Source organism: Streptomyces sp. NBC_01498, assembly GCF_036327775.1.
GTDB lineage: Bacteria > Actinomycetota > Actinomycetes > Streptomycetales > Streptomycetaceae > Streptomyces.
In genome coordinates, this window is record NZ_CP109598.1 from 2,702,531 (window position 1) to 2,721,280 (window position 18,750).

The 18,750-nt window shown below is 71.9% G+C and carries 25 protein-coding genes and 1 pseudogene; 10 read left to right on the forward strand and 16 right to left on the reverse strand.

The window, feature by feature from the left end; all coding sequences use genetic code 11:
• Positions 1-354: 354 nt before the first annotated feature.
• Positions 355-711, reverse strand: a pseudogene (locus OG875_RS11205) (hypothetical protein); the annotation flags it as partial.
• 243 nt (positions 712-954) lie between these two features.
• Here OG875_RS11205 and OG875_RS11210 point away from each other — a divergent pair.
• Complete coding sequence (locus OG875_RS11210) at positions 955-1,800, forward strand: ArsR/SmtB family transcription factor (protein ID WP_330177701.1); 846 nt, start codon at positions 955-957, stop codon at positions 1,798-1,800.
• 51 nt (positions 1,801-1,851) lie between these two features.
• Here the strand turns inward: OG875_RS11210 and OG875_RS11215 are convergent, their stop codons facing one another.
• The 4 genes from OG875_RS11215 to tsaB all read right to left on the reverse strand — a co-directional run bounded on the left by OG875_RS11215 (position 1,852) and on the right by tsaB (position 4,576).
• Positions 1,852-2,103, reverse strand: a complete 252-nt coding sequence (locus OG875_RS11215) for a hypothetical protein (RefSeq protein ID WP_330174085.1) — start codon at positions 2,101-2,103, stop codon at positions 1,852-1,854.
• Positions 2,104-2,113: 10 nt separating this feature from the next.
• The gene (gene tsaD, locus OG875_RS11220) at positions 2,114-3,232 is read right to left on the reverse strand and encodes a tRNA (adenosine(37)-N6)-threonylcarbamoyltransferase complex transferase subunit TsaD (protein WP_330174086.1); all 1,119 of its coding nucleotides are present in this window, start codon (positions 3,230-3,232) and stop codon (positions 2,114-2,116) included.
• Positions 3,225-3,710, reverse strand: coding sequence for a ribosomal protein S18-alanine N-acetyltransferase (gene rimI, locus OG875_RS11225; protein ID WP_330177702.1), 486 nt, complete (start codon positions 3,708-3,710; stop codon positions 3,225-3,227). The genes tsaD and rimI overlap by 8 nt, the downstream gene beginning before the upstream one ends.
• A 173-nt stretch (positions 3,711-3,883) precedes the next feature.
• Positions 3,884-4,576 (reverse strand): tRNA (adenosine(37)-N6)-threonylcarbamoyltransferase complex dimerization subunit type 1 TsaB, encoded by a 693-nt coding sequence (gene tsaB / locus OG875_RS11230; RefSeq protein WP_330174087.1) that lies wholly within the window; start codon positions 4,574-4,576, stop codon positions 3,884-3,886.
• A gap of 114 nt (positions 4,577-4,690) precedes the next feature.
• Here tsaB and OG875_RS11235 point away from each other — a divergent pair, with 114 nt between their 5' ends.
• Positions 4,691-5,245 (forward strand): hypothetical protein, encoded by a 555-nt coding sequence (locus tag OG875_RS11235; RefSeq protein ID WP_443079100.1) that lies wholly within the window; start codon positions 4,691-4,693, stop codon positions 5,243-5,245.
• Positions 5,246-5,344: 99 nt separating this feature from the next.
• On the opposite strand, the gene OG875_RS11240 is transcribed toward OG875_RS11235, so the two are convergent.
• The 4 genes from OG875_RS11240 to alr all read right to left on the reverse strand — a co-directional run bounded on the left by OG875_RS11240 (position 5,345) and on the right by alr (position 8,995).
• Positions 5,345-5,569 (reverse strand): hypothetical protein, encoded by a 225-nt coding sequence (locus tag OG875_RS11240; protein ID WP_330174088.1) that lies wholly within the window; start codon positions 5,567-5,569, stop codon positions 5,345-5,347.
• Positions 5,570-5,767: 198 nt separating this feature from the next.
• Entirely contained in the window at positions 5,768-6,337 is a 570-nt protein-coding gene (gene tsaE / locus OG875_RS11245; RefSeq protein WP_330174089.1) for a tRNA (adenosine(37)-N6)-threonylcarbamoyltransferase complex ATPase subunit type 1 TsaE, read from the reverse strand.
• A gap of 136 nt (positions 6,338-6,473) precedes the next feature.
• On the reverse strand, positions 6,474-7,715 hold the full coding sequence (locus OG875_RS11250; protein ID WP_330174090.1) for an alpha/beta fold hydrolase: 1,242 nt from the start codon (positions 7,713-7,715) through the stop codon (positions 6,474-6,476).
• Complete coding sequence (gene alr, locus OG875_RS11255) at positions 7,712-8,995, reverse strand: alanine racemase (RefSeq protein WP_330174091.1); 1,284 nt, start codon at positions 8,993-8,995, stop codon at positions 7,712-7,714. Before alr ends, OG875_RS11250 begins: the two co-directional genes overlap by 4 nt.
• A gap of 211 nt (positions 8,996-9,206) precedes the next feature.
• Between alr and OG875_RS11260 the strand changes: the two genes are divergently transcribed.
• Positions 9,207-9,749, forward strand: a complete 543-nt coding sequence (locus OG875_RS11260; RefSeq protein ID WP_330174092.1) for a DUF1707 SHOCT-like domain-containing protein — start codon at positions 9,207-9,209, stop codon at positions 9,747-9,749.
• Positions 9,750-9,835: 86 nt separating this feature from the next.
• Here OG875_RS11260 and OG875_RS11265 read toward each other — a convergent pair whose 3' ends face one another.
• From OG875_RS11265 to OG875_RS11290, 6 genes are all read right to left on the reverse strand, one after another.
• Positions 9,836-10,954 (reverse strand): hypothetical protein, encoded by a 1,119-nt coding sequence (locus OG875_RS11265; RefSeq protein ID WP_330174093.1) that lies wholly within the window; start codon positions 10,952-10,954, stop codon positions 9,836-9,838.
• A gap of 143 nt (positions 10,955-11,097) precedes the next feature.
• Complete coding sequence (locus OG875_RS11270) at positions 11,098-12,249, reverse strand: glycoside hydrolase family 43 protein (RefSeq protein WP_330177704.1); 1,152 nt, start codon at positions 12,247-12,249, stop codon at positions 11,098-11,100.
• Positions 12,250-12,461: 212 nt separating this feature from the next.
• On the reverse strand, positions 12,462-12,827 hold the full coding sequence (cutA, locus tag OG875_RS11275; protein WP_443079101.1) for a divalent-cation tolerance protein CutA: 366 nt from the start codon (positions 12,825-12,827) through the stop codon (positions 12,462-12,464).
• An 87-nt stretch (positions 12,828-12,914) separates the two neighbouring features.
• Positions 12,915-13,148, reverse strand: coding sequence for a DUF397 domain-containing protein (locus tag OG875_RS11280; protein WP_330174094.1), 234 nt, complete (start codon positions 13,146-13,148; stop codon positions 12,915-12,917).
• The gene (locus OG875_RS11285; protein WP_330174095.1) at positions 13,145-13,360 is read right to left on the reverse strand and encodes a DUF397 domain-containing protein; all 216 of its coding nucleotides are present in this window, start codon (positions 13,358-13,360) and stop codon (positions 13,145-13,147) included. Before OG875_RS11285 ends, OG875_RS11280 begins: the two co-directional genes overlap by 4 nt.
• Positions 13,357-14,184: a helix-turn-helix domain-containing protein gene (locus tag OG875_RS11290; protein WP_330174096.1), complete on the reverse strand. Its 828-nt coding sequence runs from the start codon at positions 14,182-14,184 to the stop codon at positions 13,357-13,359. Before OG875_RS11290 ends, OG875_RS11285 begins: the two co-directional genes overlap by 4 nt.
• 108 nt (positions 14,185-14,292) lie before the next feature.
• Here OG875_RS11290 and OG875_RS11295 point away from each other — a divergent pair, with 108 nt between their 5' ends.
• From OG875_RS11295 to OG875_RS11305, 3 genes are read left to right on the forward strand one after another with little or no spacing between them, the layout of a single operon-like run.
• Positions 14,293-14,526, forward strand: a complete 234-nt coding sequence (locus OG875_RS11295) for a hypothetical protein (RefSeq protein ID WP_330174097.1) — start codon at positions 14,293-14,295, stop codon at positions 14,524-14,526.
• 46 nt (positions 14,527-14,572) lie between these two features.
• Positions 14,573-14,773 (forward strand): hypothetical protein, encoded by a 201-nt coding sequence (locus tag OG875_RS11300; RefSeq protein WP_330174098.1) that lies wholly within the window; start codon positions 14,573-14,575, stop codon positions 14,771-14,773.
• 2 nt (positions 14,774-14,775) lie between these two features.
• Complete coding sequence (locus OG875_RS11305; protein WP_330174099.1) at positions 14,776-15,390, forward strand: hypothetical protein; 615 nt, start codon at positions 14,776-14,778, stop codon at positions 15,388-15,390.
• Between the two features lie 58 nt (positions 15,391-15,448).
• Here the strand turns inward: OG875_RS11305 and OG875_RS11310 are convergent, their stop codons facing one another.
• A complete protein-coding gene (locus OG875_RS11310; protein WP_330174100.1) occupies positions 15,449-15,958 on the reverse strand; it encodes an ArsI/CadI family heavy metal resistance metalloenzyme in 510 nt (169 codons plus the stop codon).
• An 89-nt stretch (positions 15,959-16,047) separates the two neighbouring features.
• Between OG875_RS11310 and OG875_RS11315 the strand changes: the two genes are divergently transcribed.
• The 4 genes from OG875_RS11315 (at position 16,048) to OG875_RS11330 (ending at position 18,678) form a co-directional block, all read left to right on the forward strand.
• Complete coding sequence (locus OG875_RS11315) at positions 16,048-16,428, forward strand: ArsR/SmtB family transcription factor (RefSeq protein ID WP_330174101.1); 381 nt, start codon at positions 16,048-16,050, stop codon at positions 16,426-16,428.
• Complete coding sequence (locus OG875_RS11320) at positions 16,425-17,324, forward strand: aquaporin (RefSeq protein WP_443079102.1); 900 nt, start codon at positions 16,425-16,427, stop codon at positions 17,322-17,324. Before OG875_RS11315 ends, OG875_RS11320 begins: the two co-directional genes overlap by 4 nt.
• Positions 17,321-17,743, forward strand: coding sequence for an arsenate reductase ArsC (locus OG875_RS11325; RefSeq protein WP_330174102.1), 423 nt, complete (start codon positions 17,321-17,323; stop codon positions 17,741-17,743). The genes OG875_RS11320 and OG875_RS11325 overlap by 4 nt, the downstream gene beginning before the upstream one ends.
• A 101-nt stretch (positions 17,744-17,844) precedes the next feature.
• Complete coding sequence (locus tag OG875_RS11330) at positions 17,845-18,678, forward strand: APH(3'') family aminoglycoside O-phosphotransferase (RefSeq protein ID WP_330174103.1); 834 nt, start codon at positions 17,845-17,847, stop codon at positions 18,676-18,678.
• Positions 18,679-18,750 lie beyond the last annotated feature (72 nt).

The following is an 18,750-nucleotide window of genomic DNA, read 5'->3' on the forward strand; positions in this document are numbered from 1 at the left end:
GACGGACTGACCTACGGACCGGGCCGACGCACGGCACGGCCCGCCGGCCGTCAGTCGTCGTCCTTAGTCCTTCGTGGTCCCGGGTTCGGTGCCGTCCGGTGCTCCCGGTGGTTCCGGCGCTTCCGGTGTTTCCGGTGTTTCCCGTTTCGTCAGCCGTGTCGGCGTTTCCGGCACCTCCCGAGCGGCCCGCTCCTCCGGCCCCTCCAGCTCCTCCGGCCCCTCCGGCTCGTTCGCCCGCTCCGGCCCTTCCAGCTCGTCGGGCTCCTCCGCCCGCTCCAGCGCGTCCTGCTCCTCCCGCCGCACCGCCTCGCGCCGCGCGTGTTCGAGCTGGGCGTCGATGATGCGCGCGTCCAGGTCCGTGATGTCGTCCGCGTAGATCTGTGAGAGCGGCTGTGGCCCGACGTACTGCTGGCAGTTGCACCGCGCCAGCTTGTACCGCTTCGGCTTCCTGTTCTCGTCCCAGGCCGTCGCCACTTCCACGTTCTCGTGACACTTGCCCTGCTTGTCGTGCTTGGCGAGATGGTGCGCGCACCCGCAGACGGGCTCCGGCGGCCTCGCCGACTCCGCGAGGGCGAGCCGACGGCCTTCGACGAGCTTGATGCGCTCCACTCGTCGCTCGTGCCGGGTACGCAGCGCGCTCCGGCCCGTATCGGCGACCCAGCTGAAGCCGCCGATCATGAAGAAGACGAAAATCCACCAGAGCCAGTTCATCCGCCGCCCCTTCACCCCATGAAATGGCGCATGCGTTCCCCCCAGGATAGAACGCGCGGCGTAGGAACCGCCTCAGAGAGCCGACGGCTGCTTCGGGGCACATCCGGACATCAGGCGCCACTCCACGCCACTCGTGCCCCGTATGGCCTGATTTCCCGCCCATTTGACATGCAGCCGTCTGGCTGCCTAAATTTTAGGCAGCCAGACGGCTGCATATGAGTGAGGGGCGTGGCGGACGACGTGATGGACGACGTTTTCAGAGCGCTGGCCGACCCCGGCCGACGGCGGCTGCTGGACAGTCTCGACGCCCGCGACGGGCAGACCCTGCGCGAGCTGTGCGCGGAGCTGGACATGGCCAGGCAGTCGGTCAGCAAACATCTGGCGGTCCTGGAGGCGGCGAATCTCGTCGTCGCCGTCCGGCGCGGCAGGGAGAAGCTGCACTACCTCAACGTCGTGCCGATCAACGCCATCGCCGACCGCTGGATGAACAAGTACGACCGCGCACGGGCGACCGCCCTCGCGGACCTCAGAACGGCACTGGAATCGGAACCGGAGCAGAAACCGGGAACGGAACCGGAGGAGAACACGATGACGCAGAACGAGAGGACCGGCGGCGATCCCGCGTTCGTCTACCGCACCTACATCAGGACCACCCCCGAGAAGCTGTGGCGGGCGCTGACCGACCCGGTGTTCACCAGGCGCTACTGGGGGGTGACCTTCGCGTCGGAGTGGCGGGCCGGTTCGCCGATGTCCTGGGAACAGTTCGGTGTGACGATCACCGACCCGGAACAGGTCGTGCTGGAGTCGGAGCCGTACCGCCGGCTCTCCTACACCTGGCACACCATGACCCCGGAGTTCGCCGGGGCGGCCGGGCTGGGCGAGGAGTACCGGCGGAGGGCGGCGGCCGAGCGGCGGTCGAAGGTGACCTTCGAGATCGAACCGGTGGGCGAGACGGTCAAGTTGACCGTGACCCACGACGGCTTCGCCCCCGGCTCCACGATCCTGGCGAGCGTCAGCGAGGGCTGGCCCGCGCTGCTGTCCAGCCTGAAGACGCTGCTGGAGACGGGCGAGACCCTGCCCGAGGCGTGAGCCCGGCGCCGGCCTCCGCCGGCCCCGACCGCCCCGCCCCGCCCCGGCCGGTCAGTCGGCCGTCTCGAACCGCCAGCGGTGTACGGCCCGCGCCACCAACTCGTCCGGGGGATCCGGGAGTTCGGGCAGGTCCGCGCCGTACGGGGCGTCCCACCAGGTCAGCACCAGCACCCGGCCGCCGGGCGCGGTGAGCGTCTCGCGGCGCGGCGGCGCGGGGGTGAGGTGCCGGGTCCGGGCCCAGTCCAGCAACGCGTCACCCCGGCCGGGCGCGGCCTTGGCCTCCCACATCAGCGCGACCGTCATGAGTCAACCGTCATGAGTACAGGTTCTCGCCGCTGACTTCATGAACGTGCTCGTGAGAGACGGCACCGCCGTGATGAGCGTGCCCGCGCCCCGGTACGTGCGTCTCCGTCACCGGCAGCGAGGAGTCCGCCGACAGGTCCCAGTCCGACGGCGGCCGGTTCCGCGCCACCATCTCGGCCCCGAGCGCGGCGACCATCGCGCCGTTGTCCGTGCAGAGCCCCGGCCGGGGCACCCGCAGCCGGATGCCCGCGCGCGCGCAGCGCTCGGCGGCCAGCGCGCGGAGCCGGGAGTTGGCGGCCACCCCGCCGCCGATCATCAGATGGTCCACGCCCTGGTCCTTGCAGGCGCGCACCGCCTTTCGCGTCAGCACGTCCACCACGGCCTCCTGGAAGGACGCGGCCACGTCCCGTACCGGCACGTCCTCGCCCGCCGCGCGCTTCGCCTCGATCCAGCGGGCGACGGACGTCTTGAGCCCGGAGAAGGAGAAGTCGTACGGCGCGTCGCGCGGACCGGTCAGTCCGCGCGGGAAGGCGATCGCGGCCGGGTCGCCCTCGCGCGCGAGCCGGTCGATCACCGGGCCGCCGGGGAAGCCGAGTTGAAGCACCCGCGCGATCTTGTCGAACGCCTCGCCCGCCGCGTCGTCGATGGTCGCGCCCATCGGCCGCACGTCGGCGGTGATGTCCGGCGCGAGCAGCAGGGACGAGTGGCCGCCGCTGACCAGCAGCGCCATCGTGGGCTCGGGCAGCGGCCCGTGCTCCAGCTGGTCGACGCAGATGTGCGAGGCGAGGTGGTTCACGCCGTAGAGGGGTTTGCCGAGGGCGTACGCGTACGCCTTGGCCGCCGACACCCCGACCAGCAGCGCGCCCGCGAGACCGGGACCGGCGGTGACGGCGATCCCGTCGAGGTCCCGGGCGCTCACCCCCGCCTCCTTCAGCGCGCGCTCCACCGTCGGCACCATGGCCTCCAGGTGCGCGCGCGAGGCGACCTCGGGGACGACTCCGCCGAAGCGGGCGTGTTCGTCCACGCTGGAGGCGATCGCGTCGGCGAGCAGGGTCGTACCGCGGACGATGCCCACGCCCGTCTCGTCGCACGAGGTCTCGATGCCGAGGACGAGTGGTTCGTCAGCCATGGGTCTCGGTTCCTTCCCCGGGCGAGGGCCGCCCGTCCTTCATCGACAGGCGCATGACGAGCGCGTCGACGTTGCCCGGCTGGTAGTAGCCGCGCCGGAAACCGACGGGCTCGAAGCCGAACCGTTCGTACAGCTTCTGCGCGCGGGGGTTGTCCACCCGCACCTCCAGCAGCACCTCCTCGCACTCGAAGGCGGTGGCGTGCTGGAGGAGTTCGGTCAGCAGGCGCGAGCCGAGGCCGGTCCCCCACTGGTCGCGGGCGGCGGCGATGGTCTGTACGTCGCCGAGGCCGCCGGCTGCGGCGAGTCCGGCGTAGCCGACGATCCGGCCGTCGGGGGTCTCGGCGACGACGTACCGGCGGGTGGCGGCGGGGCCGCGCGCGTGGGCGAGTTCGGACCAGAACATGCCCGGCGACCAGGCGTCCTCGGGGAACAGGTCGTCCTCCATGGCCAGCACGGGCTCGATGTCCCACCAGCGCATCTCGCGCAGGGCCACGCCGTTGCCGCCACGGGAGTCCGGGGCGCCGACGGAGTCGGTCACTCCGGTCTCGCCGGTCACGTCGGTGGCGTCGGTCTCATCGGTCACCTCGGTCTCGTCGGTCGCTCCGGTCTCATCGGTCGCGTCGGTGGCGTCGGTCTCGCCGGTCGCATCGGTCACTTCGGGGTGACCACCTTGTAGTTCTTGGGCACCTGCGCGTCCGGGCGGCGCAGATACAGCGGCAGCGGCGGCAGGAATCCGTCACCGCCGTCACCCCCCTGCCCGTCACCCCCCTGCCCGCCGCCCGCCGCCAGGCGCTCCGCGGCGAGGGACGCGAGCGCGGCGGCGGACTGGTGCGCGGGTTCGCGTACGTCCCCGAACGCGTCCGGGTAGAGCGCGCCGCCCGCCCCGACGACCGGCAGCCCGGCCAGCTCGCCCGCCACGTCGGCGGGCCGGTCGACGGCGGGCTCGGTCAGCCGCGTGCGGGAGTCCGCGTACCGCGCCCAGTAGACCTCCTTGCGGCGGGCGTCCGTCGCCACCACGAAGGGCTCGTCGAGACCGGAGGCGTACGCGAGCCCGTCCAGCGTGCACAGCCCGTGGACCGGCACGCCGAGAGTCGAGCCGAAGGCGGCGGCCGTGACGAGTCCGACGCGCAGTCCGGTGTACGGGCCGGGGCCCACGCCCACGACCAGACCGGTGACGGCGCCGAGCGCGACACCGGCACGGGCGAGGGCGCGGTCGACGGCGGGCAGCAGCAGTTCGCCGTGCCGGCGCGCGTCGATGCGGCTCTCGGCGGCGAGGACGGAATCCCCGTCGTGGAGGGCGACGGTGACGGCGGGCGTGGCGGTGTCCAGGGCGAGCAGAAGCACGCGAACAGCCTACGGCTCCCCGGAGGGGCGCCGGGGCCGGGCACGGCGCCCGACCCCCTCTCGGCACTGCTGCTAACGTCACCAGGCAGACGTACGTACGAGAGGTGGATAAAGGTGTCCAGGAGCAGCTCGGGATTTGTGGCCGGGCTCACCGCGCTGGCTGTCGCCGCCGTCGGTTTCCTCGCGTACCAGGCATCGGCGAACATGCCCGCCGACCTCGCCGCCCCGGGAAGGCCGGGCGCCTCGGCGTCGGCCGCCCCGGCGCCCAAGGAGAAGAAGAAGGACGCGTACCCGGTACCGGCCGCGTCGGGGACCGGGCCGCGTGTCGTCTACGCGCTGAAGGCCAAGCGCGTGTGGCTGGTGGGCGAGGAGGGGCAGAAGCCCCGTACGTTCCCGGTCATGCCGAGCACGGTGAGCCCGCCGCCGGCCACGTACCAGGTCACCTCACGGTCCGGCTCGGTCACGGGCTCGGACGGCGTGGACATCGAACACGTGGTGCGGTTCACCAGCGTGGACCAGGTGGCCATCGGTTTCAGCGCGGCGGTCGACGGCACGATGGCGACCCCGGACCCGAACCTGCGCACGGGCGGCGTCCGGATGACACCGGCGGACGGCGACGTGATGTGGAAGTTCGCGACGCTCGGCTCGAACGTCGTCGTCGTTCCTTAGACGCCCTAGCCGCCGTAGTCGCCCTGGTCGCGGTAGTCGCCGTAATCGCCGCGCCCACCGTCCTGCGGAGCCCTGCGGACGACCGCCGGGCGGGAGGAATCAGGCCGCCTCGTCCTCGCACCCCTCGTGGGACCGGGTCGTACGGGACCCGGTCGTACGGGGCGGGGCCGGGCGCGGTGGGGTCGAGACGGCGTCGGCCGCCGCGCACGAGGCCAGCAGGGCGTGCATCGACAGGGGCGGTTGGTCCGGTGACGGGGACAGGGTCGTCGGCTCCGACGGTCGCGGGTCGGTGCTCCGCGCTTCGGTGCTCTCTGATGCCGACATGGATGCCTCCTGAGGCTCCGGGGGCAGGCCGGGTTAGGTAGACCTAACCACGTCTCGTTCACCATGTGACCACGCGCCCCATGGCAATGGCAACAGTTTACCGACATCGCGTCGGAATCGACGCGGACAGCGTCCCCGCCCCTGCCCCGGCCGCCCGGCGGTCGGCCCACCGGCGGCGGTCGGCCCACCGGCGGCCGTTCAGGCGAGGGCCGACGCCAGGTCGACGTCCTTCCAGCGGGCGCCGATCCCGGTGAGCGTGATCTCGCGGCGGTCGTCCTCCGCCACGGCGAGCGGGTCCGTACCGCTACCGTTCCCCTCCGCCAGCACCCGGTCGATCACCACGTGCAGCCGGTCGTCCGACAGTTCCTCGACCTTCCCGTCGCCCCACTCCACGACCACCACCGACTCCGGCAGCGACACGTCGAGGTCCAGATCCTCCATCTCGTCGAGTCCGCCACCGAGCCGGTACGCGTCCACGTGCACGAGCGGCGGGCCCGAGCCGAGCGAGGGGTGCACCCGGGCGATGACGAAGGTCGGGGAGGTGACCGCGCCCCGTACACCGAGCCCGGCGCCCAGCCCCCGGGTCAGCGTCGTCTTCCCGGCGCCGAGTTCGCCGGTGAGCATGACCAGGTCGCCGGGGCGCAGCAGCGCGGCGAGCCCCCGGCCCAGTTCGGTCATCCGTTCGGGTGAGTCGATGGAGAGACGTACGGCGACGGAGGGCGTACGGCCGACGGCCACGGTCCCGGTCGCCGTGGCGACGTCAGGCATCCCGCCGTTGTCTGACGTCCGGCCATTGTCTGACGTCCGGCCGTTGTCTGACGTCCGGCCGTTGTCCGGTGTCCGACCGTTGTCCGGTGTCCGACCGGTCGCGCGTGTCCGGCGAGTCTCAGGTGTCCGGCCGGTCTCAGGTGCCGGGCTGTGCTGGGCTTCCATGCGACCCCACGTTAGTGGCTGAGGGCACGGCACCGACCCGTACCAGCAGGTCGGCCAGCCGGTCCGTCACCACCTCCGGGTGCTCCAGCATCACCAGGTGCCCGGCGTCCGGGACGATCACCAGCTCGGAGTCCGGCAGCAGGTCCGCGATGGCCTCGCTGTGCGAACTCGGGGTGATCAGATCGCGGTCCCCGGCCAGCACCAGCACCGGGACGTCCTTGAAGGCCGGCAGCGCCCCCGACTTGTCGTGCTCGGTGAACGCCGGATAGAACTCCGCCACCACATCGATCGGCGTCCCCTCGATCAGCCGCTCGGCGAACCGGGCGACGGCCGGGTCCACGTCCTTCGAGCTGAACGAGTAGCGCTTGATCAGCCCGGCGAAGAGGTCCGCCGTGGCCCGCCGCCCCCGTTCGACCAGCTCGGTCTGGGAGCCGAGCGCCTTCAGTACACCGGGCAGCACCCGGCGTACGGCGTTCACGCCCGCCACCGGCAGCCCGAAGTTGACCTCGCCGAGCTTGCCGCTGGAGGAGCCGACGAACGCGGCGCCGACGACCCGGTCCCGTACGAACTCCGGGAACTGGCCCGCCAGCGCCATCATCGTCATCCCGCCCATGGAGTGACCGACGAGCACGACCGGCCCCTCGGGCGCGGCCTCCGCGACGACCGCGCCGAGGTCGCGCCCGAGCTGGTCGATCGAGACGGGCACCCGGTCCGGGCCCTGTTGCGCCGCGCCCCGCGCCGAGCGCCCGTGGCTGCGCTGGTCCCAGAAGACCGTGCGCACCAGCCCGCGCAGGGCGGCGCGCTGGAAGTGCCAGGAGTCCTGGTTGAGGCAGTAGCCGTGGCTGAAGACCACGGTGACGGGCGCCGGGGCCTTGCGTCCGAAGAGCCGGCGGCGGCGCGGGGCGCCCGTGCCGGTCTCCGGGTCGATGTCGTCCACCTCGAAGTACAGCTCGGTGCCGTCGTCGGCGACGGCCTTGCCGGGGGTGCCGCGCAGGGCGCCGTACGGGCCCGTCGAGTCGAGGGCGAGCCGGGCCTTCTTGCGCATGCCCCGGCCGACGGTCAGCCGCTCGATGGCGACACCGGCGGCGGCCCCGGCCGCGACCACGCCTATCGCCGTCCCGGCGATACCGGCCAGCCGCCAGGTGCCTCCGGTGCCTCCGGCGGCGGCCTCCGCGGCGGCCGAGACCATGTCCCCCGCGCTGCTCTCGCTCACCGTGCGTCTCCCCGTCCGTCCTCGCCCAAGTCCCCGTGCCCGTGCCCGTACGCGTCCCTGTCGGTGTCCCCGTCCACGTACGCGTCGCCGCCCGCCGTCTCCCGGTCGGCGTCCGCGTCCGCGTTCACGTACACGCGCGGCACCCGGGCGCCGATACGGGTCACGATCTCGTACGCGATGGTGTCGGCCGCCTCCGCCCAGTCGGCGGCGGTCGGCTCACCGTGATCGCCGGGCCCGAACAGGACGGCGGGCGCGCCCTCGTGGACGGCGTCGGCCTCCGGCCCCGTACCGAGGTCCACGACGAACTGGTCCATCGCGACCCGCCCCGCCACCCGCCGCACCGCCCCGCCGACGAGCACCGGGCCCCGGCCGGACGCGTGGCGCGGCACACCGTCCGCGTATCCGAGAGGGATCAGGCCGAGCGTCGTGTCGGCGGCGGTGCGGTACCGGTGGCCGTAGCTGACGCCGTGCCCCTCCGGCACCCGCTTCACCAGCGCGACGGACGCGGCGAGCGTCATCACGGGGCGCAGGCCCAGCTCACGGGAGGTGCCGAGTTCGGGGCCGGGCGAGATGCCGAAGACCGCGATGCCCGTCCGTACGAGGTCGAAGTGCGACTCGGGGAGGGTCAGCGTGGCAGGGGAGTTCGCGATGTGCCGGACCTCGGGCTCGATGCCGGCCTTCTCGGCGTACGCCACCATCTCGTGGAACACGTCGAGTTGGGCGTCGACCGAGGGGTGGCCGGGCTCGTCGGCGCGCGCGAGGTGCGACCAGAGTCCGGTGACGCGTACGGTGCCCTCCGCCTCGGCGGCGCGGGCGGCGGCGACGAGTTCGGGCCAGTCGGCGGGCTGGCACCCGTTGCGGCCGAGCCCGGTGTCGGCCTTGAGCTGGACACGGGCGGTCCGCCCGGCCGCGCGGGCGGCCCCGGTCACCTCGCGCAGCGCCCACATACCGCTGACCGACATGTCCAGACCGGCCTCGACGCCCGCGCGCCACGGGTCGCCGGGGGTCCACAGCCAGCACAGGATCGGCGCGGTGATCCCGGCCGCCCGCAGCGCGAGCGCCTCCTGCGGCGTCGCGGTGCCGAGCCAGCGCGCCCCCGCGTCGAGGGCGGCGCGCGCGCAGGGCACCATGCCGTGCCCGTACGCGTCGGACTTCACGACGGCCATGAGCTCGGCGCCGGGCGAGAGCCCCGCGCGCAGGGCGCGGACGTTGCCGCGGAGCGCGCCGAGATCGATCTCGGCGCGGGCGCGAGGGGACGAGGTGGGTACGGTTCCGGTCATCCCCACCAGTCTCTCAGAGCCACCGGCGCCCGCCGGAACGCGAAGCGCGGGGAGGCGGGCGCTGTCGGGAACCGCTCGACCGGTACGCGAAGCCGCGCCGGGTGCCCGGGAAACGGCGGCGCGGGCGGGAATCGGCGAGGTGCGCGGGAAACGACGGGGCGCGCGGGAAACGGCCGGGTGGGCGGCACCGGCACGGCACTAGAGTGAAAAGGTGACTTCTCTGCCGGAAGACCCGCTGGCGCTCATCCGTGAAGACGACCGCGACAGGGCAGTGGGGCGCCTCCAGGACGCGTACGCCGAAGGCCACCTCTCCCACGAGGAGATGGACGTCCGCCTCGGCCAGGTCCTCACCGCCACCACGCACGGCCACCTCACGTCGGCCCTCAGCTCGCTCCCGGCGGAGAAGGCGGCCACGAGGTCCACGATCGCCGCCGCCAGTGGGCGGATCAAGCGGCGCGGCGTCTGGCGGGTGCCCCGGTTCCTCACGGTCCATTCCGCGATGGGCCGGGTGCATCTGGACCTGTCCCGTGCGGTCGTCGAACACTCCGAGGTCGACATCGAGCTCCAACTCGGCACCGGCCGGGCGAAGATCACCGTGCCGCGCGACGCGACGGTCGACGTCGAAGGCCTGGCCACCGGGTGGAAGGACACCCGCTACCGCCCCGGTCGCCGCGCCGGCACCGGCGGCCCGACGATACGGATCACGGGCACGATGGGCTTCGGCCGCCTGAAGATCCGCCACGCCTGGCGCTGACCCCGGGGGCCTCTCAACTCCTCGGCGGCGCGGCCCCCTTGAGAGTTCGGTGACGCAACGTCAGTTTTGAGGTCCCGCCCGAACCCCTAAAAGAGGCGGGCCAGTTCGGGATTCCTGAGGTCGGCCAGGATCGCGCGCAGCCAAGGGTCACGGACGGGCGGCAGCCGGACCAGGGTGTGTTCGAAGGTGTTCCGGTCCATCCGGAACACGCGGTGCGGGCCTGGCGCGGGCGGGTCGTCGCGGAGGACGCCGTCGGGCAGGACGCCCGACGCGGGGACCGGCGGGTGCGGCTCGGGCAGGGACAGCCATCGCCATATCCCGAACGGGAGGGGCACCCGGCAGGCCGACCCGACCGATCCGGCCGGGGCCCAGGCCTCCCCCGTACGCGTGTGCTCCGGTACGAGGAGGATGCCGGCGTCCGGGTCGGGGGCGGGCAGCCCCGGTCCGGCCAGGACGGCACGCCGTACCGGTGGACCCGTCAACAGCATTGCGTCGAGGGCACGTTGGAACACGACCGCGGTCAACCCCTCCGGTACGTTCACCCGTCGGCCCTCCGAGGCCGCCAGCAGATGGGCGAGCGCCCGGCCGGCGGCGGCCTCCCAGCGCGGGCTCCACGACCAGAAGAAGTCCGACGCGGGCCGCCCCCACCAGGCGGCGATGGGCTCGAACGGTGGTGTGCCCTTGCCCTCCGCCGTCCACTCCGCCGCCAACTCCGCCCAGGAGAGCGGCGCGGGGCCGGCGCCGCCGACGTTCACGCGCCGTACGGCGTCGGGGGCGAGCCACACCGCCTGCCAGAGCGAGCAGTCGTCGATCCGGCTCGCCACGGGAAGGCCGCATGTCGCGCACGCCATGTTGGGACCGTCGGCCCCGTCGATACCGCAGCAGGCACCGCCGCGTTTCTCCGGGACGAACACCGTGCCGCGCGTATCGCCGGGCGCGACGACGACCGCGCCGGGCACGCCGTCGGACAGGCTGTGGACCGGGGCGTACACGCCGCGCGCCGCCGCCTCGTCGGGATCGATCTCCTCCCACCGCCGCCAGGGCGGCCCCGAGGGCTCCGGGTTCACGGCGTACGTGCCCGATTCCATGAGCACCGGGAGCTGGATCCCGTTCCCGTACGACTGGTGGGCGTGGACCGGCAGGGCGACCTGGGACAGCGGGGCGGTCAGCTCGGCGCCGCACCCCGCGCACACGAAAACGAACAAGCGTCCTCCGTACGGGAAACACCTGCATGGTGGCAGCCGGACCGCCCCCGGCCCAGGCGTTTTCGGCGCCGGAGGCGACCCGGTCCCGGCCCCGCCCCGCTTCCCGGGACCACGTCACCGCACCCGGCGCCCGGAGGGGGCTCTCACTCGAAGAACTTCAGGCTGAACCCGACGGTGGAGGTGGCGCCGGGGACATTGGCCCGGCGGTACGTGGTGTTGCCCCACCACACAGCGGTGCCGCTGTACCAGTAACGGTTGGCCCATGAATACGGCGTGCCCTTGGCGACCGCGTGGAACATGGTCGGGAACCGGTTGCCGGACGGCGGCCCGGCGGCGACGTCACCGCGCGGCAGGACGAAGGTGTGGTGACCGGGGCCGTCGACGTTCAGCGTGGGGTCCCAGCCCGCCATCATGGTCGCGGCGTGCGAACCGAACAGACAGCCGTTGCTCTTGTACCAGTCCCACACGTACGTCGGATCGCCACCGGCCCGCAGCCGCAGGTCGGCGATGCAGTACTGGTTGCTCCAACTCCCGTTCGCGGAGTACACGATGTGCAACTGCCCGCTGGGATCGACGATCGGCTGGGGCGCCTCGTTGATGTACGGATTGCCCACGACGCGTTCCCACGGCTCGCGCGGCTGCGAGATGACGTAACGGGCGCCGGTGGTCGCGGTGGGGCTGCTCATCCGGGCGATGTACAGGTTCTGCTCGACGTTGCTGTCGCCGGACCAGCCCGACCACACGAACCACCGCTGGCCGCCGAAGGTGAACGGCACCCCGTCGATGGCCCACTTGTCGTCGGGCAGCGCGACCTTGGTGGCGGCGGAGTAGCCGGAGTCCGGGCTGACCGAACTGATGTGGTAGGTCCGGTGGGCTCCACCGGTCCCGGCCGCGAAGTAGATGCGGTACTGCCCGTCGTGGTGCACGATCTCCGGCGCCCACACCTCGCCGAGGCCGCCGGTGTCCTGCCACACCTGGTGCTTGGGCGCGGTGGCGACCCCCTCCATCGTGGTCGCCGACCGCACGGCGATCCCGCCGTCCACGGACTTGGCGGAGACGTACAGATCACCGACCTTGATGACACTCGGATCCGCGCCGCCGACGAGGGGGCGGCCGAGGGTGGAGGGCGGTCCGTCCGTCACGGCGGCGACTGCCTGGGCGGGGGCGGCTTGGGCGGGTCCGGTCCGGGCGGGTCCGGCGGGTCCGGCGGGTTCGGCGGCGGTCGCCTGCCCGAGGCCGAGGGCGCCGACGAGTGCGAGGGGAACGATGCGGGCGAGCCATCGCGTGGGGGACATCAGGTTCCTCCCGATCATGTCCACGACAAAGAGAGCGCTCTCAATGGTCGCGACGGGCTGACCGTCCGTCAAGGCGATCGGCGGGCCGGCGGTCCCGATCGACGCGCGGGAGGAGGCGTCCCGCACGTACGTCAACCGGCCCGAGACGGCCGGGTCCTGGCGCCCTGCGCCACCGGACTTCGACGCGGCGAGCTGCTCGCCGGGCTCGCTGATTAGCTGTTCGTCTGCGGTCGGCTCGTCTCGGACCTCAGCCACGCGAGGTACTCGTCGCTGCCCCCGGTGATCGGCGTCACGATGATCTCGGGGGTGTCGTAGTCGTGAACACCCTTGATATGCGCGGCGAGTTCGTCGTACCGCTCGGCCGTCGTCTTGTAGAGCACCCGCCACTCGGTGTCGGTCGCCACCCGCCCCTCCCACCGGTAGACGCTCGTGACCGGACCGTCGATCTGCGCACAGGCGGCCAGACGCAGCTCCACGGCCGTCGCGGCGAGAGCCCGCGCCTTGTCCTCGGCGTCCGTCGTGCTCAGTACAGCGAGAAAGTCGACCATCAGGCCCCTCTCCATGGGTAGTCGTGCCATGAACGCAGGTCGGAACACGCAAGGCTGACCGCCCGCGTCCGAAGAGGCGGGCGCGGTGCTTCAAGAGTCTTCGCGGAGCGGCCTGCTTCAGCCGACGCCGAACTTGCCGACCTTGACGCCGCCGACGAAGGCGGCGAAGGCGGCGAAGGCGGCGAAGGCGGCGAAGGCATGGGCGGGGAAGGCGAGAACCGGGCCGCTCGGGTCCTTGGAGTCACGGACGGGGACGACGCCGGAGGTGACGGCAAGGTTGGCGGCGACCTCGACGCAGTCGCCGCCGTTGTTGCTGTACGAGGACGTGAACCAACGGGGGGACTCGGTCACGAGGCGCCCAACTCCCCCGCCTTGACGCCCGCCACGAACGAGGCGAACGAACTCGCGGGGAAGGCGAGAACCGGACCGCCCAGATCCTTGGAGTCACGCACCGGGACCACGCCACGCGTGGCGGCAAAGTTGGCGGCGACCTCGACGCACTGGCCGCCGTTGTCGCTGTAGGAGGACGTGAACCAACGGGGGGACTCGGTCCTGGTCGTCACAAGGTTGCCTTTCGTACCTCTTTGATCATGGCCACCGATGCCGCCTGCGACAGTGCTTCGGCCTGTAGCTGATGGTAGCCCGCCAACATGGGCAGCACAGAGGTGGTTTCGCGCTCCAGGTGTCCCCGGATCTGGGACTCCGCGTACGCGATCACGGACAGATCCGACAGCGTCAACACAGTGAGTGGCAAGTTGAACGGACGACGTTCCCCTATTTCGAAGGGAGCGATCTGGAGGACGGTGTTGGGAAGTTCGGCGAATTGCAGCAGCCGGTCAAGCTGAGCACACATGACCGCGTGCCCACCGACCTGTCTCCGGATACAGCTCTCGTCCATCACCACCAGCATCGCGGGAGGGCGCGGCCGGGCCAACATGTTCTGACGTTCCGTCAGGTACGAGATCCTTTCAGCTGCCTGTTCGGGGGTGACTACCCCCCGACGTACGGCGCTGTCCGCCAGGGCCCGTGCGTACTCCGGCGTCTGAAGCAGGCCATGAATGATCCCGATCTCATACAACCGGATCTCAACCGCACGCCCCTCATAGCCGACGTACTCCGGAAAGCCCTCCAGAAGTACCCCGTGCCGCATCTCGCGCCACTCACGCTCGAATGCGTCCCCGGTGCCAAGGGCAAGGTCCGCTCTGCGCGAGAAACGCAAAGTAGGAAGCTTCCGCCCAGTTTCAACGGAGGAAATATGCGTGCTGGAATATCCCATCCGATGCGCCAAGTCCTCCTGCTTCCAGCCGCGATCTTCTCGCGAGCTGCGCAGACGCGCCCCAAAGGCCGCTTGGGGAGAACTGTCGGGGTTCAACTCCTTGCGATTCAAGGGGCCGTCATCAACCTTTCGTGCCTGTCCAACACGTTGAATAGTTTCCCCACTCTGGGACACGCTGAGCGCCCTTGGTAGTGAAACCACTACGGAGAGGAACGGCCCGTGCCCGTACACCACTTCCCCCCGGCCCTCGGAACGCTCGTCGTTGACACCAACTCAGCTGACCGCGTTGGGGAGTTCAGGGGTGTCACCGGCCCGCGCCGGTTCCTGCGGCCTGTCCGTGGTGGGGCCGGGTGGGAGGCGGAGCCCGTACACGTACGTCCGGCCACCCCCGTAGAGCGACTTCGCGCCGAGAACTCCCGCCGCAACGCCCGAAGTCGGGGTGAAGTGCTGTGAGCGCGGTGGTCGGCGGAACGGACACGAATGGAGACGCGTGAGAACCATGACCAACAACGGACCGGACATCGTCGCCGGCACGGTCGGGGACGACGTACGAACCGTGCACAAGCTGCGTGTGCTTGACCTTCACACCCGCCGGGCCGTGTGCGGCGCGGGCGACCCGGACGGGGTGACGGACGAGTGGCTGCGCGCCGTGAACTGCCCGGCCTGTCTGGACGCCGACCTCGACGCCGAGGGGGCATAGGGATGCCGCGTGCCACACCGTACGTCGCCGCGCGCAGCGCCGAACAGGCGTCAAAACTGGCGGAGTTGACGGTCGAGTTCGGCCCGAAGGGGGCCCGGCTCGCGTACACCCGCCCCCGCCCCGGGGACCGGGACAGCCACGGCAACCTGTGGGTGCGGATGGAGGCGCCCGGCGATCCGGGGGGCGTGCTGTACGACTCCATGCACCCGGCCCGGCAACGCGCCTGCATGGAGCGGATGTTGTGCCAGGTCTGCGCGGAACCCGCCGACCGCGACAAGGACGGCCGGCTGTTCATCGACTGGCGCCGCGAGGACTCACCGCCGACCTGGCCGGAGAGGTCCCTCACGGCCATGCCGCCGCTGTGCGCCGCGCACGTCCAACTCTCCTTGCGGCAGTGCCCCTTCCCGCGCCGGACCGAACACGCCGTGCTCCGTGTGCGGAAGCCGCTGCTGTACGGGGTTTCCGGCGCTCTCCACCGCATGACCGAACACGGCTGGCGCGCCTCCGACGAGGACGTACTCACCCCGTACGGCAAGCCCCGCCACCCCGGCATGCTCGCCGCCCGCGTGCACCGCGAGCTGCGCGGCGTGACCGTCGTGGATGTCCCGAAGCCGTAGGCCGCACAGCCGTGGGACGTTCAGCCGTGGCGCGCAGCCGTCACCCGTCGTCGCGACCTCAGCCGCCGCAGGCGCATCCGGCGGCGGCCTTGGTCTCGGCCGGGGACCGGGACGGGTCGACGGACCGGTCGTCGGGGGTGCGGCAGGCGGTGGTGCCGCAGCAGGTCGCAGCGGCGGTCCCGGCGCTGCGGCCCAGGGTGCCGGCGTCGGCCTTCACCACGTAGACCTCCCACGACTCGTTGCCGGGGGCGGTGACCCAGACCTTGTCCTGGAGGGCGTAGCAGCAGGAGGTGTCGTTCTCCTCGAAGGTCGCCAGGCCGGACTCCTTCAGGCGGCCGGTGGCGGCGGTGACCTCCTCGACGGTGGCGACTTCGACGCCGAGGTGGTCCAGTCGGGTCTCCTCGCCGGCCCCGCCCTCGATGAGGACCAGCTTCAGCGGGGGCTCGGCGACGGCGAAGTTGGCGTAGCCCTCGCGGCGCTTGGCGGGCTCGGCGCCCAGCAGCTTGGAGTAGAAGGCGATCGACCCTTCGAGGTCGGCGACGCGCAGGGCGAGCTGAACGCGGGACATGGCGGACTCCCATCCGGAAACAGCTTGTTTCGACGTTCGTCGATATAGTCGACCTTGCCACCCGATTAGATATCCGTCAACATAGAGGTATGTCGAAACAAGCTGGTCCGAAGGTCCTCGGGCAGAACGACGCGGTGTGCTGCTCGCCCTTGGTCCGTGAGCCGCTGGGCGAGCGGGACGCCGCCGAGCTGTCCCGGATGTTCAAAGCGCTGTCGGACCCCGTCCGGCTGCGGCTGCTGTCCCTCATCGCCTCGCACGAGGGCGGCGAGGCGTGCGTATGTGACCTCGTCGGCCCGTTCGACGTCTCCCAGCCGACCATCTCCCACCATCTGAAGGTGCTGCGGGAGGCAGGTCTGGTCGGGTCCGAGCGGCGCGGGACCTGGGTGTACTACTGGGTGCTTCCCGAGGCCCTGGCCCAGCTGTCCGCCCTGCTCCAGGCCCCCGCCGTACCCGCCGGAATTCCCGCGTGAGCAGCCGGGCCCCGCTGCTGCGGCGGGTGGCCGTGGAGGGGCTCGGCACGGGCGCGCTGGTAGCGGTGGTGGTCGGCTCCGGTATCCAGGCCACCGGACTGACCCAGGACGTCGGGGTGCGGTTGCTGGCCAACTCGCTGGCCACCGTCTTCGGACTCGCCGTGCTGATCGCGCTGCTCGGCCCGGTGTCCGGGGCGCACTTCAACCCGGTGGTCACCCTGGCCGTCCGGTTCGCCGATCGCCGGACCGACGGAGGGTTCACCGCGCGCGACGCCGCGCTGTACGTGCCCGCGCAGATCGCCGGGGCGATCGGCGGCGCCGTGCTGGCCGATGCCATGTTCGGAAGGCCGCTCGTCCGGTTCTCCGCCCAGGACCGGTTCGCGGGCCACCTGTGGCTGGGAGAGATCGTGGCCACCGCCGGACTGATCTGGCTCGTCCTCGGCCTGGCCCGCGCCGGACGTGCGGAGCGGGCGCCACTACTCGTCGCGTCGTACATCGGCGCGGCGTACTGGTTCACCTCCTCGACCAGCTTCGCCAACCCGGCCGTGACGATCGGCCGCGCGTTCACCGACACCTTCGCCGGGATCGCCCCCAGCTCCGTCGCGCCTTTCCTCGGCGCTCAGTTGATCGGTGCCGCGCTAGGCGTGGGCCTGGTCGCGATCACCTTCGGCCGGGCGGCTCCCGCGGACGAGAACGAAGGCGCGGGGAAGGGGAAGGGGACGGGCGCGGGTGCGGGTGCGGGTGCGGGTGGCGACCGGCAGCCCGCCGCCCTTGGTTCCACCGACTCCACCGGGGCCACCGTGACCACTCGTCCCACCGACTCCACCGACTCCACCGAGCCTGCTTATCCCGCTGATCCCGCTGAACCGACCGAAGAAAGCGCCCTGGTTCCATGACTGCCTCCGCCGCCGTTCCCTCCGTACTCTTCGTCTGCGTTCACAACGCCGGCCGGTCCCAGATGGCCGCCGCGTTCCTCACCCACCTGGCCGGGGAAACGGTCCAGGTCCGTTCGGCAGGCTCCGCCCCCGCCGACGCCGTCAACCCGGCCGTGGTGGAGGCCATGAAGGAAGCGGGCGTCGACATCTCCGCCGAGACGCCGAAGATCCTGACGGCGGACGCGGTGCGGTCCTCGGACGTCGTGATCACGATGGGCTGCGGGGACGCGTGCCCTTACTTCCCGGGCAAGCGGTATCTGGACTGGCGGTTGGACGATCCGGCCGGGCACGGTGTCGAGGCGGTCCGGCCGATCCGCGACGAGATCGAGCGGCGCGTGCGCGGCCTGCTCGCCGAGTTGGGCGTCACGGCTCGGTCGTGACCACCGTGCTCGCCCGCTCCGCCAACCACTCTGAACCCGCCGGCCCGCGACAACCGAGGCGCATCGTGGCGGACCGTGACGGAGTGTCTAGAGTGACCGCCATGAGCGATCACGCCGGGCCCCGGGCCCTGTCGCCCACGCTGCTCGGGGTCGGGGCCGGGGGCGGAGACGGCGAGTGGCTGCCGGTCACCTCGGGCGAGTCGGGTGCCTCGGTCTTTCGCCGTGCGGACGCCACGCGGTACGCCAAGTGCGTACCGGCGTCGGACGCGGACGAGTTGAGAGGCGAGCGCGACCGGATCACATGGCTGGGCGAACAGTCCCTGCCGGGGCCCGAGGTTCTCGACTGGCACTCCGGTGACGCGGGCGCCTGTCTGGTGACGAGCGCCGTCGTCGGTGTACCCGCCGATCAGGTGTCCCCGGAGGAGCTGTGGGCCGCCTGGGAGCGCATCGGGGACACGGTCCGCCGACTGCACGAGGTGCCGGTGTCCCGGTGCCCGTTCCGGCGGGGGCTGGACTCCATGGTCGCCGTGGCGCGCGACGTCGTGGCCCGAGACGCGGTGAACCCGGAGTTTCTTCCCGTCGAGCAACAGCACACACCCGCAGGGGAGTTGCTGGCCCGCCTTGTCCCGCAGGTGCCCCGGCGACGGGAGCAGGAGGCCGCCGACACGGTCGTCTGCCACGGCGACCTGTGTCTGCCCAACATCATTCTCGATCCCGGGACCCTGGACGTGTCGGGCTTCATCGACCTCGGCCGCCTCGGCCCCGCCGACCGCCACGCCGATCTGGCCCTGCTGCTCGCCAACGCGCGGGAGACCTGGCCGGACGAGAACCGGGCGCGGACCGCCTACACGGCGCTCGCCACCCGCTACGGCGTCGCCCTCGACCACGAACGGCTGAGCTTCTACCTCCATCTCGACCCGCTCACCTGGGGCTGAGCCGCGTCCGACAAGCAGCTTCCGGGCGCACGGGTACGGGCCGGCGCCGGGGGCTCCCGCACGACGGAACAA